Origin of the sequence: Paractinoplanes hotanensis (genome assembly GCF_023717965.1) — a bacterium.
Classification (GTDB): domain Bacteria; phylum Actinomycetota; class Actinomycetes; order Mycobacteriales; family Micromonosporaceae; genus Actinoplanes; species Actinoplanes polyasparticus.
Map to the genome: position 1 here is coordinate 215,451 of NZ_JAMQOL010000006.1, position 11,764 is coordinate 227,214.

General features: G+C 70.5%; 14 protein-coding genes. 2 read left to right on the top strand and 12 right to left on the bottom strand.

Annotated features, from left to right (window positions below):
- Nucleotides 1-367 precede the first annotated feature (367 nt).
- From LXN57_RS05375 to LXN57_RS05385, 3 genes are all read right to left on the bottom strand, one after another.
- On the bottom strand, nt 368-730 hold the full coding sequence (locus LXN57_RS05375; protein ID WP_221375701.1) for a WhiB family transcriptional regulator: 363 nt from the start codon (nt 728-730) through the stop codon (nt 368-370).
- Nucleotides 731-872: 142 nt separating this feature from the next.
- Complete coding sequence (locus tag LXN57_RS05380; RefSeq protein WP_251796851.1) at nt 873-1,163, bottom strand: hypothetical protein; 291 nt, start codon at nt 1,161-1,163, stop codon at nt 873-875.
- Between the two features lie 121 nt (nt 1,164-1,284).
- Nucleotides 1,285-3,420, bottom strand: a complete 2,136-nt coding sequence (locus LXN57_RS05385) for an ATP-dependent DNA helicase UvrD2 (RefSeq protein WP_221375699.1) — start codon at nt 3,418-3,420, stop codon at nt 1,285-1,287.
- An 82-nt stretch (nt 3,421-3,502) separates the two neighbouring features.
- Here LXN57_RS05385 and LXN57_RS05390 point away from each other — a divergent pair, with 82 nt between their 5' ends.
- Entirely contained in the window at nt 3,503-3,748 is a 246-nt protein-coding gene (locus tag LXN57_RS05390) for a mycoredoxin (protein WP_251796852.1), read from the top strand.
- On the opposite strand, the gene LXN57_RS05395 is transcribed toward LXN57_RS05390, so the two are convergent.
- The 8 genes from LXN57_RS05395 to LXN57_RS05430 all read right to left on the bottom strand — a co-directional run bounded on the left by LXN57_RS05395 (nt 3,714) and on the right by LXN57_RS05430 (nt 10,475).
- A complete protein-coding gene (locus LXN57_RS05395) occupies nt 3,714-4,154 on the bottom strand; it encodes a hypothetical protein (RefSeq protein ID WP_251796853.1) in 441 nt (146 codons plus the stop codon). The genes LXN57_RS05390 and LXN57_RS05395 overlap by 35 nt on opposite strands.
- Nucleotides 4,151-4,588, bottom strand: a complete 438-nt coding sequence (locus LXN57_RS05400; protein WP_251796854.1) for a hypothetical protein — start codon at nt 4,586-4,588, stop codon at nt 4,151-4,153. The genes LXN57_RS05395 and LXN57_RS05400 overlap by 4 nt, the downstream gene beginning before the upstream one ends.
- A gap of 27 nt (nt 4,589-4,615) precedes the next feature.
- Nucleotides 4,616-5,509, bottom strand: a complete 894-nt coding sequence (locus LXN57_RS05405; protein ID WP_251796855.1) for a phytanoyl-CoA dioxygenase family protein — start codon at nt 5,507-5,509, stop codon at nt 4,616-4,618.
- Nucleotides 5,510-5,610: 101 nt separating this feature from the next.
- Nucleotides 5,611-6,582 carry an NAD(+) diphosphatase gene (nudC, locus tag LXN57_RS05410; RefSeq protein WP_251796856.1) on the bottom strand — a complete coding sequence of 324 codons (972 nt, stop codon included), beginning with the start codon at nt 6,580-6,582 and terminating at the stop codon, nt 5,611-5,613.
- The gene (locus LXN57_RS05415) at nt 6,579-7,898 is read right to left on the bottom strand and encodes a M16 family metallopeptidase (protein WP_251796857.1); all 1,320 of its coding nucleotides are present in this window, start codon (nt 7,896-7,898) and stop codon (nt 6,579-6,581) included. The genes nudC and LXN57_RS05415 overlap by 4 nt, the downstream gene beginning before the upstream one ends.
- Nucleotides 7,895-9,208, bottom strand: a complete 1,314-nt coding sequence (locus LXN57_RS05420; RefSeq protein ID WP_251796858.1) for a M16 family metallopeptidase — start codon at nt 9,206-9,208, stop codon at nt 7,895-7,897. The genes LXN57_RS05415 and LXN57_RS05420 overlap by 4 nt, the downstream gene beginning before the upstream one ends.
- 140 nt (nt 9,209-9,348) lie before the next feature.
- A complete protein-coding gene (locus LXN57_RS05425; protein WP_251796859.1) occupies nt 9,349-10,239 on the bottom strand; it encodes a hypothetical protein in 891 nt (296 codons plus the stop codon).
- 35 nt (nt 10,240-10,274) lie between these two features.
- Nucleotides 10,275-10,475 (bottom strand): hypothetical protein, encoded by a 201-nt coding sequence (locus tag LXN57_RS05430; protein WP_251796860.1) that lies wholly within the window; start codon nt 10,473-10,475, stop codon nt 10,275-10,277.
- Nucleotides 10,476-10,593: 118 nt separating this feature from the next.
- Here LXN57_RS05430 and LXN57_RS05435 point away from each other — a divergent pair, with 118 nt between their 5' ends.
- Nucleotides 10,594-11,307, top strand: a complete 714-nt coding sequence (locus LXN57_RS05435) for a lysophospholipid acyltransferase family protein (protein ID WP_251796861.1) — start codon at nt 10,594-10,596, stop codon at nt 11,305-11,307.
- A 180-nt stretch (nt 11,308-11,487) separates the two neighbouring features.
- On the opposite strand, the gene cspE is transcribed toward LXN57_RS05435, so the two are convergent.
- Entirely contained in the window at nt 11,488-11,691 is a 204-nt protein-coding gene (gene cspE, locus LXN57_RS05440) for a transcription antiterminator/RNA stability regulator CspE (RefSeq protein ID WP_015625344.1), read from the bottom strand.
- Nucleotides 11,692-11,764 lie beyond the last annotated feature (73 nt).

Genomic DNA, 11,764 nt, shown 5'->3' on the forward strand with positions numbered 1-11,764 from the left:
TACGCAACATTCGGATGCAAGCACTTGCGTCGTCCACAGAGCGCACGGTCGGTCGCGATAAGCGCTGACTCCATCCACAGCGAAAGGCCCGCCCGCAGACAGCGGACGGGCCTCTCGTCATCTCGTTCGGCATTCAGTGAGCTTCGGGTATCAGAATCGCCGACCGCCGAGTTCGCGTGAGGCGGTGTGACGCGCCTCCATGGCTACCTGGCGAGCGGGACGGTGTGCCTCAGGTGTGTAGTCACTCTGAGGCCGACGCATTCGGGCCCTGCTCAACGCTTCTTGGAGAAGTCTCATCTTGGTCGCTCCACTCGCGTACATGTCAGTTGTCTCGTTTCGGTAGGAGGGGACGGGGACGATGGTCATTTCAGGCCGCCAGACCAACGGTCTTGCGGGACTCCAGTCCGTTCGCGGCGAGCCGCTCTTCGACCTCGTGGGCCAGTTCGGCGTCGCGCGCCACATCGGCCTTACGGGGACGGCCACGCGGCCGCTTGCGCGGAACCACGGCACCGCGCTCGAAGATCTCGCCGCCCCAGACACCCCAGGGCTCGTTCCGCTCGACCGCCCCGGCCAGGCACTCGACGCGCAGCGGGCAGTCCCCGCAGAGCGACTTGGCCAGTTCCAGCTGGGCCGGGGAGTCGGAGAACCACAGGTCCGGGTCGAACTTCCGACAGGGCAGGTTTGCCTCGATCTCGACGCTCACGTCGAGTGGGGCCAGCGCCAGACTCATAAAGCCCGGTCACCTCTCTCTTCTCTTCGATCTTCTGGATCGCCTTCAGGTCGTGCATCCGGCCGGTGAGCCGGCAAAAAATTAAGGCCGCGGATCCCAGTTACGGGTTCCGCGGCCTCGAGGTGAGCCGGAGGTCTGTTTGTCAGACCGGCCTTCCTCGAGGCGGGACACCGCTGCCACCATCCGTGTAGCGCTTGGCGACGGAGACATTGATGCCCTTGAACCCAGTGGTGCCGTTGGTGCGATCGATCAGCGGGAGCTTCGGTGCCACGCCCAGCTCGGCCTGGACGGAGACCTGGTGCACCCGCGAGACCGGAGCCCGCTCAGCAGCCAGAACCGGCACCATGACGGGTGCGGTCGGCAGCCATGCGTACGGAGCGCAGGCACGGGTCAGCGGCAGCGAGGGCTGCATCGTCATCGTGTAGATCTCCATCGTTGCCACCTCCTCCAGTTGCGTTGCACTCGTCTTTGCGGGCCCGCCGAACATTGCTGCTCGGCGAGGTGTGAACTGAGGTTATGCCTGGCGTAGCAACCGAGGCAAACGAATTAACGGACTAGTTTTCAAAGTTTTTTTGAGCGACCTCGTCGGGGCTCGCGCCACCCACGAGAGCGAACACCGCTTCCCCGTACTGACCGAGCTTGCGGGCCCCGATCCCGGCGATCGCCAGCAACTCGGCCGGCGACGACGGGCGGCGCTCGGCCAGGGCCACCAGCGTGGCGTCGGTGAAGACGACGTAAGCAGGCACTTTGAGGTCGGCCGCGGTGGCCGCCCGCCACTTCTGCAGGCGCTCGAACAGCTCCTCGTCGAGGTCCGAGGGGCAGGTCGGGCAGCGGCCGAGCTTGCGGTCGGCCCCGGCCATCAGGGTGGCCCCGCAGATGCGGCACGACGAGACCTGCGCGCGCCTTCGGTCGGGTTTCCGACTGCGGTCGCCCGCGCGCTCGGTGGCCGAGGTGCGTTCGAGCTGCGGCAGGAACCGGCAGGGACGGCGGGCCCGGCCCCCCGGCGAGCGCGCCTGACCGTACGAGAGCCAGAGCCACTGCCGGGCCCGGGTGACCCCCACGTAGAGCAGGCGTCGCTCCTCTTCGAGCTGGTCCGGCGTCTTGGCGTACGTCGTGGGAAGCGTGCCGTCGGCCAGGCCGGCCAGGAAGACGGCGTCCCATTCGAGGCCCTTGGCCGAGTGCAGGGAGGCGAGCGTCACGCCGGCGACCGTGGGCGCATGCTGCTGCTCGGCCCGCCGGCTCAGCTCCTCGTTGAACGCGGTCAGCGTGACGTCGCGCTGCACGGCCCCGGCCTGCCCGATCGGCTCGACCGTGGGGGCCTTCGCGTAGTCCTCGGCCAGGGCGACCAGCGCGGCCATCGCCTCCCACTGCTCGCGGGCGGCGCCACCGGGCGGGGGCTGCTCGCGCTGCCAGCCGGTCGCCGCGAGGGCGTCGACCACGGCCGTCACCAGTGGCGTCTCGCCGGGGGTGGACCGGACGGCGGCGCGCATCGCGATCATCGCCTGGCGGATCTCCGGCCGTTCGAAGAAGCGCTCGGCCCCCCGTACGACATAGGGAACCTCGGCCTCGGCCAGTGCCTTCTCGTACGTCTCGGATTGCGCGTTCGTCCGGAAGAGCACCGCGATCTCGCTGGCCGGCGTGCCCGACGCGATCAGGTCGCGGCACCGGCGGGCGATGGCGACCGCCTCGCCCGCCTCGTCCGGGAAGATCTTCAGTTCGGGTTCGGCGCCCGGTGGCCGCTGACCGACCAGCTCGAGCCGCAGCCTCGCCTCGCTGCCGCGGGCCTGCCGGATCACCGCGTTGGCCAGCCCGACCACCTGTGGCGTGGAGCGGTAGTCGCGCACCAGCCGGACGACCACGGCCTCGCGGCGCAGCCGAGGGAAGTCGATCAGGTACGACGAGGTGGCGCCGGTGAACGAGTAGATGGTCTGGCTGGCGTCGCCGACCACGGTGAGGTCGTCGCGCCCGCCCAGCCAGGCGTCGAGCAGCCGCTGCTGGAGCGGGTTGACGTCCTGGTACTCGTCGACGACGAAGTGACGGTATTGAGCCCGGATCTGCTCGGCCACGTCAGGGTGCTCCTCGATCCCCCAGACGGCGGCGCGCAGCATGTCCTCGAAGTCGATCACGCCTTGGCGGCGCTTGAGCGACTCGTACGCGGTGAAGACCTCGGCCACCTTGGCCGGTTCGAAGGGCGGCTCGCGCAACGCCTTCCTGGCCGCCACCGCGTACTCGCTCGGCTCGACCAGCGAGGACTTCGCCCACTCGATCTCACTGGCCAGGTCGCGCGCGCCCGTGCGGTCGGCCCGCACCCCGGCCCGGGCCGCGGCCAGACCCACCATGCGCGCCTTGCTCTCGAGCAGTTCGGGCATCGCCCGGCCCTCGAGCAGCCGGGGCGCGAAGTAGCGCACCTGGCGCAGCGCCGCCGCGTGGAACGTGCGCGCCTGCACACCGGAGGCCCCGAGCTCGGTGAGCCGGGATCGCATCTCGGCCGCCGCCCGCGCCGTGAACGTCACCGCCAGGATGTGCCGCGGGCTCACCTCGCCGGTCAGCGTCCGATAGGCGATCCGGTGGGTGATCGCCCGGGTCTTACCGGTGCCGGCGCCGGCCAGGATGCAGACCGGGCCGGCGGGGGCGGTCACCGCCGTCCGCTGCTCGGGGTCGAGCCCGGCCAGCACCGCATCAGTCCGCACGATAGGGAATCATGGCACCCGGGTCCGACGTTGTGCCGGAAGGCGCTGTGCCATGTGACCCAGCCGAAGGAGTTCCCGACCGATGTTGACCATGTACTCGACGTCCTGGTGCGGTTATTGCCACCGCCTCAAGTCGCAGCTCGACCGCGAGGGAATCGCCTACGAGGTGGTGGACATCGAGCAGCAGCCCGAAGCGGCCGAGTTCGTGATGAGCGTCAACGGCGGCAACCAGACGGTTCCGACCCTGAAGTTTGACAACGGCTCGGCCCTCACCAACCCGTCGATCGTCCAGGTCAAGGAGCATCTGTCAGCTCTGGCCGCCGGCTGAGCTCCGGTTCGGCGGCGAGCTCCTCGGCCCGGGCGACCAGGCCCTCGAGCTCGCCGTCGGTCAGGGCCATCTCCTCCACCAGGCGGGCGAAGAGCAGCAGGTGGGCGCCGGTGCGGACGCTCTCGTCGATCTCGTCCACCGGCACCTTCTCGCCCAGGGCGGCGCGCAGCAGCATCTCGGCCTCGAGGGTCGGCAGTCCGGCCGCCACGGTGCGCCTGATCTCGGCCAGGGAGCTCTCCGGTTCGAAGCGGCGCCGAGCCGCGAGTCCGAAAGCGATCTCCCACAGCTGGCGCGCGTCCTCGTCCGGCGCGTCGAATTCCTGAGGCGCCTCCTCGTGCGCCACCAGTTGCAGGTAGCGCCCGGCTCCGGTGCGCACGCCCGGCGCCGGCGAGAAGACCGGGCTCACGACCGGGCCACCCGCGCCTCGGCCTGACGGACCAGCGCGAGAAGCTCGTCGGCGGGAACGCCGGGCGGCCGTGCCAGGTCGCCCACCACCAGACAGATGATCTCGGCCCGGCGCAGGGCCGGGATCGCGTACGCCAGCTCCGGCTCGCCCAGCGCCGAGCGCACCACCGCCTCGGACTGGCGGGCCAGCTGCCCGCCGACCGGCAGCGCCTGATACTCGAGCAGGTCGCGGATGTAGCCGGTGACGTCGCGGGCATCACGCCCGACGAAGCTGCGCCGCACCGCCACCGTGAAGAGCTCGTGCAGGAGCCGGACGGCCTGCGGCGAGCCGCCCAGACGCGACAGCGACCGCGCCGGGCCCTCCTCGCCGAGCGCATCGAGGAGAAGGCGGCCCGCCGCGGTCGCCGCTTTGTCTAATGTCCCGCTTTGCCCCACATGCGTAGGGTATCGGGATGTGGGCGTTTACGGGATGAGAGCCGGGATGCTGGAGTCGAGCAGGCCCTTCTCCTTGAGCGCGCCGTAGAGCGGCGTCGTCTCGGGGTAGTGGCCCCAGGCGTGGTCGCCGCTGCCGTCACCCTGCGGGCAGTGCCCGAGCAGCTGCTTCTGCACGTCGTTGAAGCCGGCCCACTCCGGGGTGCCCGGCAGGTCGGCGACGTCGTCCCGGCCGGCGATCCAGCGGTACGTGTAGCCGAAGAAGGCGCCGACGCGGGTGACCTCGGAGTAGTTGTCGGAGCGCGCGTGCCACAGACGACGGTCGAAGACGACCAGGTCGCCGGGGTTGGCGGTGATCTGGAGCGCGCCCTCGGGCTGCGGCCACGGGACCCCGCGGCTCGGCGGGCCGGGCAGCCAGTTGGTCTTGTGGCTGCCGGGCAGCACGGTGAAGTTGCCCCGGCCGGTCTCGCTCACGTCGGACAGCCAGTAGGCCAGCTTGACCGACATCGTCGGGCGGGGGTCGGTCTCGAGCTCCCGGTTCTGCCGGCCACCGTCCTGGTGCCAGTGCCACCAGTCCTTCTGCTTCTCGTGGATCTGCGGGTGCACGTCGATGTGGGAGTGGTAGACGTGCACGTTCCAGCCGAGCAGCGACCAGATGTAGCGGAACGCCACCGGGTGGTCGAGGAGGAACGCCAGCTCGGGCAGGGAGGTCACCGCCGAGAGTTGGTGCAGCGCACCCGTCGAGCCCAAGCCGTGCCCACCGGGCTGCCCGGCCCGCTCGAAGGCGCCGAGAACAGCGTCACGCGCGAGCGCGATCTCGCTCTCGGACAGCACTCCGGGCACCACGAGAAAGCCGTCCCGGTCGAAACGGGCCCGCTCGTCCGCGGTCATCGGGGCCCATGCGGGCGCTTGCACCTGCGTCATCGATCTCCGCCTCTCGGTCTTTGTAAACCGAGACGCGGCTGGGCCCTCTTTTGGTTACTTGGTAATAAGAAAACTTCTCTGATTAGACGAACTTGATTCCGTTACCGGGCCAAACCGCCCAACCAGCGCTCGATGAGATAGAACGCAATGGAAGAGCGCATCGGCAGGCTCATCGGGACACCCGTATCAGGATGGTGGTAATCGCCGGCAATCATCTTGGCGATGTCGTCCCGGGTGAACCAGTGCGCCTCGTCGATCTCGGCCGGGTCGAGCCGGATCGGCTGTTCCGGGTCGGCCGTGGCGTGGAAGCCGAGCATCAGCGAACCCGGGAAGGGCCAGGACTGGCTGCCCTCGTAGCGCAGCGACGTCAGGTCGAGACCGACCTCTTCGCCGACCTCACGACCGACGCTGGCCTCGGCCGACTCGCCCGGCTCGACGTAGCCGGCGAGGCACGAGAACCGCAGGCCGCCGTCCGCCGCCCGGCCCCAGGCGGCGTTGTGCCCGAGCAGGCAGCGACCCTCGGGACCGGCGACCCCGTCGTGCACCAGCACGATCATGGCCGGATCGGTGCGGGGCCACATCGTGTTGCCCTCGGCGTCCTTGCGCGCCCAGCCGGCCTCCACCGCCGTGGTCGGCAACCCGGTGCGCGGCGAGAACTGGTGGCTGCGATGCCAGTTGCCCAGTGCCACGGCGGTCGTGAAGATTCCGGCGTCGCGGTCGTCGAGCAGGTGGCCGACGTCGCGCAGGGTGACCGCCGAGGCGTCCCCGGCCTCGGGCAGCGCCGCGTCGACCGTCCAGAGCGGGGTGCCGTCGGCGTCGAGCCCGAGGAGCCAATGCTCCCCCTCGGGCGCCTCGGCCGAAGGCAGCAGCACCAGCCGGTCCTCGGTGGCGAGGGCCCGGCCGCCCTTGGCCAGGTCGACGACGATGACCTGGCCCCTACCCCAGGCCGCGGCCAGCCACTCGTCGTCGGTGCGGTGCGCTGCGGCCCGGTCGAGGGTGCTGCGGGCCAGCGGCGGCGCGTCGACCAGACCGCTGGGCTGCTCCCTGACGTCGGGCTCTTCGGGAGCGCTCACGCGGCGCTTCGTTCCACCGTGGTGAGGGCGGACAGCGGGCGTTCGACCTTGTCGGCGTCGCCCAGCACGACCGTGACCGCGTTGGCCGGCGCCAGGAAGCGGGCGGCCACCTCGGCCACCTGCTCGCGGGAGGCGGTGGCCAGCGCGGCCGAGTATTGCCGCAGGTGGTCGAGGCGGAGGCCGAAACTGGCGTACATGCTGGCCAGGCCGGCCAGACCGGCCTGGGTCGACATGCCCAGGCGCAGGGTGCCCAGCGCGTAGCGGCGGGCCTGTTCCAGCTCGTCCTCGCCCGGCGGCAGGCTGGCGATGCGGCCCAGCTCGTACAGGGTCTCGAGCAAGGACGGGCCGGTCACCTCGGTCGCGACCTCGGCCGAGAGCACCAGCGCGGAGCCGGCCAGATAGTGCTCGATGCCGGTGTGCGGGCCGTAGGTGTAACCCTTGTCCTCCCGCATGTTCTCGACCCAGCGGGACGAGAAGTAGCCGCCGAAAACCAGGTTGGCGAGCTGGAGGGCGGCGTAGTCGGGGTCGGTGCGCTCGAGGGCGGGCAGCGCCATGCGCAACGACGACTGCACCGCGCCGGGCCGGTCGACCAGCAACAGCGGGCCGGGTTCGAGGGCCGGGGTGGGCGGGACGACCACGGCCTTGGCCGGGCCGGTCCAGCTGCCCAGCGCCTTCTCGGCGGCGTCGATCGCCTTCTCCGGGTTGAGGTCGCCCACCAGCACCAGCACCGCGCCCTCGGGACGGACCCGCTCGGCGTGCAGCGCGCGCAGCTGGGCCGGGCGCACGGCACGCACCTGCTCGGGCTCGGGCGTCTGGATCGCGTACGGGTGACGGCCGAACATCCGCTTCAGCAGCGCCGTGCGAGCCAGGTGGGCCGGCTGGGTCAGGGCCACCTGGATGTGGTCGACCAGGCGGTCGCGCTCGGTCGCCACCTCGTCGTTCGGATAGGCCGGGTCGGTGAGCACGCCGGCCAGAATCTCGAGCATCCGGTCGAGGCCCGAGGCCAGCGAGTTGCCGGTCACCAGCAGCCGGTCGGGGTCGAGCCCGGCCGAGAGCCCGCCACCGACCGCCTGCAGTTCGGCCGCGATGTCGACGCTGGTCATGGTGCTGGTGCCGGTGAACAGCGCCTGGGAGAGCACAGTGGCGCGCGGCAGTGGCGTCTTGCCGAACGGCACCCGCAACCGCAGTTCGACCAGCGGCACGGACGTACGCCGGATGGCGATCACCGTCAGGCCGCCGGCCAGGGTGCGCTCGGCCTCCTTGGGCAGCTTGAGCTTCGCGTCCGGGATCAGGTCGGGCAGGGACTTGCTTGTCATGCGGCGGCTCCGGCTCCAGGGACGACCTCGACGGTGGCGCGCCGCTCGGGGCGCAAAGTGGCGGCCGCGGCGACGATCTGCGCCTCGGTGACCTCGCCGATCAGCTTGGGCAGTTCGTTGAGCATCTCGGGACGACCGCGCTGAAGCTCGAGCACCGCCATCGGCAGCGCCCGGCCGAGCACCGAGTCGGTGTCCCGCAGCAGGTGGGTGGCGATGCGGGCCTGCACCCGCTCCAGCTCGCCCGGCTTGAGGCCGTCGGCGGCGAGGCGGTCCATCTCTTCGTCGACCGTGCGCAGCACCTTCTCGGCGTCGCCACCGGGCGGCATGTGCGCCTGGAGCAGCATCGCGGTCGGGTTGCGGACCTGGAACTCGTCGCCCATGAAACCGATGTAGCCGCCGATGCTGGTCACCGTGCGGTCGCGCTGCACCAGGCGCTCGACCAGACGGGACGCGTCGCCGTCGGTCAGCACCTCGGCCAGCACGACGTAGGGAAGGTAAGCCTCGAAGTCGCCGATCGGGTCGGGCACGCGCCACGCGCTGGCCACGCCGGGCAACGGGGCGAGCTTGTCGGTGTAGACGTCGCGCTTCTCGCCGGTGAGGTCGGGCTCGTCGAAGTCGGGGCGGGGCGGGGCCGGACGGGCCGGCACGTCGTCGAAGTGGCGGTGGATCATCTCGGTCGCCTTGGCCACGTCGAAGTCGCCGGCTACGGCCAGGGTGGCGTTGCCGCAGGCGTAGTAGCGGTCGAAGAACGCCTGGGCGTCGGCCACCGTGGCGCTGTCGAGGTCGCCGAACGAGCCGTAGCCGTCGTGGGCGTTGGGGAAGGTCGAGAACATCACCGGCGGCAGCCGCAACCAGGGGAACCCGCCGTAGGGCCGGTTCAGCACGTTGACCCGGATCTCTTCCTTGACCACGTCGATCTGGTTGAGCAGGTTCTCTTCGGTCAGCCGGGGCCCGCGCATGCGGTCGGCCTCGAGGAAGAGCGCCCGCTCGAGCGCGCCCGAGGGAAGCACCTCGAAGTAGTCGGTGTAGTCGAGGTGGGTCGACCCGTTGAAGGTGCCCCCGGCGCCCTGCACGTGCCGGAAGTGGGCCAGCTTCTCGAGGTTCTCCGAGCCCTGGAACATCAGGTGTTCGAAGAGATGGGCGAAGCCGGTGCGGCCCTCGGGCTCGGAACGGATGCCCACGTCGTAGACCACCGCGACCCCGACGACCGGGGCGCTGCGGTCGGGGGTGAGCACCACCCGCAATCCGTTGGCCAGGGTGAATCGCTCCACCGGGTACTTCGTCGCGGGGATCTTGATTCTGCGCGCCACAAAATGACATTAGCGCCTTCTTCGACCTGCGTCGCGACCGCAGGTGACCACTTGACCACCGGCTGAATTTCCGGCAGGCGGGCACGGGCCTGACGCCGCTCCCCACCGGGAGGTGACGATGTCCCGCACGCTCAGGCAACTCACCTGGGGCGCACGGACGCGAGTACGTCGTCGATGATGTAGTCCCACTGTTTGTGGGTGCCCGGGATCGAGATGTAGAGGACGGCCGCGGTCGTCTTGCCGACGTCGATGACCGCCACCGCGGAGAGCTCCTCGGTGGCGGTCAGCCCGGGCGCCTGGAAGCGCAGGCGGAACTCGCTCACCCAGGCCGGTCGGCCGCCCAGCTTCGTCAGCTCGTCGCGGATCGGCTCCATCGTGTTCGGTTGCGGGTAGTACTCGGCCCGCACGTCCGCGGCCACCTGCCGCCCCACGCATTCGAGATTCAGCGTCACCGCGTCGTTGTCGGCCGCCGGCACCGCGGCCGACAGGATCGAGGCGTGATAGCTGCCCCCGCTGTACTGCTCGGTGACGAAGTGCTGCCCCTTGCGGTAGGGCACCTCGAGCGTCCCGGCCCGCCACACGTCGGTCCAGGGCACCCAGGGCGCGCCGTAGGCCTTGTACGAGATGCCGGCCTCGTCGTCGGTCGTGCGCGCGCCGGACGGGGGCGGCGGAACGCTGGGCGTCCGGGTCGGGCCCGCGCTCGGCGAGCCGCTGGGCGCCGGGCAGGCCTGGGCCAGCGGCGGGCGCACGTCGGTCGGCGCCGACTCTTTCGAGCGGAACGGGTCGCCCTCGGACGAGAACACGAGGATCAGCACAACGGTCAGACCGATGGCCAGGATCGCACCGGCGATGCCACCGAAGATCTGCATCTGCCGTCGGCGCCGCTGCGGCCCGTCGGGCGGCGGGGCGGCCGGGTCCGGCGGGGGCGGCGGCTTGACCGGAGGACCGCCGGGAGCGGTCGTGACCAGCCCGGAGCCGATTCGGCCGCCCGCCTGCTGCCAGGAGAACGGTTCCGGGGTCTGCTCGGACATGAAACCCAGTGAACACCACGATGGTGGCGATCACGTCACGGCAGGGGCGCGGTGGTCTCCACAACCCCGCTGAGCAGGGCACTCACCTGCTGCCAGAGCGAGGGATTGACCTCGGCCGGATTGGCGCCGACCCCCGGGTACCACGGCGCGAAGGCCACCACCAGCACGAGCGCGACGCCGAAAACGGCAACCGCGAAGACAAATCCGAACTCCCGGCGGGCGGATGGTCCGCGCATGCCGGTACCTCCAAAGTCACGTCCGAGAGAACAGGGCCGATAGTTCTTAGACGCGCCAACCGGCCCGGACGTTGCACCGTCCCAGGAGAAGTTCAGCGACTTCCGCTACCGTCTTGCCATGGAACTCGTGTATCCGCCGGTCGTCACCCTCGCCAAGACGATGTTCCGGGTGCTCGACCTCAAGATCGAAATCGATGGCGCCGAACACATTCCGGCCACTGGCGGGGCCGTGCTCGCGAGCAACCACGTGAGCTACCTCGACTTCATCTTCTGCGGTCTGGGTGCTCAGCCGGCCAAGCGCCTGGTGCGCTTCATGGCGAAGAAGGCCGTCTTCGACCACCGGATCAGCGGCCCGCTGATGCGCGGCATGCGGCACATCCCGGTCGACCGGGACGCCGGCGCCGCCTCCTTCCGCGCCGCCACCGAGGCGCTGCGCAAGGGCGAGGTGGTCGGCGTCTTCCCCGAGGCGACGATCAGCGAGTCCTTCACGGTCAAGGAGCTCAAGTCGGGCGCCGTCCGGCTGGCACGCACGGCCAAGGTGCCACTGATCCCGATGGCCGTCTGGGGTCCCCACCGGCTCTGGACCAAGGGCCACAAGAAAGAGCTGACCAAGCGGCACGTGCCGGTGCTCATCAAGATCGGCCAAGCCATCGAGATACCCAAGGGCACGTCGCCCGACGCGCTCACGGCCATCCTCAAACAACGCCTGAGCGGCCTGCTCGACGCGGCTCAGCGCGCCTATCCCGACAAGCCCGCGGGCCCCGGCGACCGCTGGTGGCTGCCGGCCCACCTGGGCGGCACGGCCCCGCTGCCCGAGGCCGCCCCGGTCTGAGAATCGACCGCGTTCCCGTCGGCCGCTGACGCAGAAGCGGGGGGCCCCGCCCCGGGGGGGGGGGGGGCGCGGCGGGGGGGGGGGGGGGGGGGGGGGGGGGGGGCGGCCCCCCCCCCCCCCGCCCCCCCCCGGGGGGGGGGGCGCCGCTTCCGACAGGTACTTCAGATCCGACTAGTTACTTCAGAGCGGACGGATGTTCGCGGCCTGCGGGCCCTTCTGGCCCTGCGTCACCTCGAACTCGACCCGCTGGTTCTCGTCCAGGCTGCGGTAGCCCGAGGTCTGAATAGCGGAGAAGTGGGCGAAGACGTCGGCGCCGCCGTCGTCCGGGGTGATGAACCCGAAGCCCTTGTCCGCGTTAAACCACTTCACAACGCCGGTAACCATGATCGTCTCCTCGACGGTCGATCGCTCCGACCCAACATGGGCGGAACGAGGTAGTAAGACCCACACTTCGTGA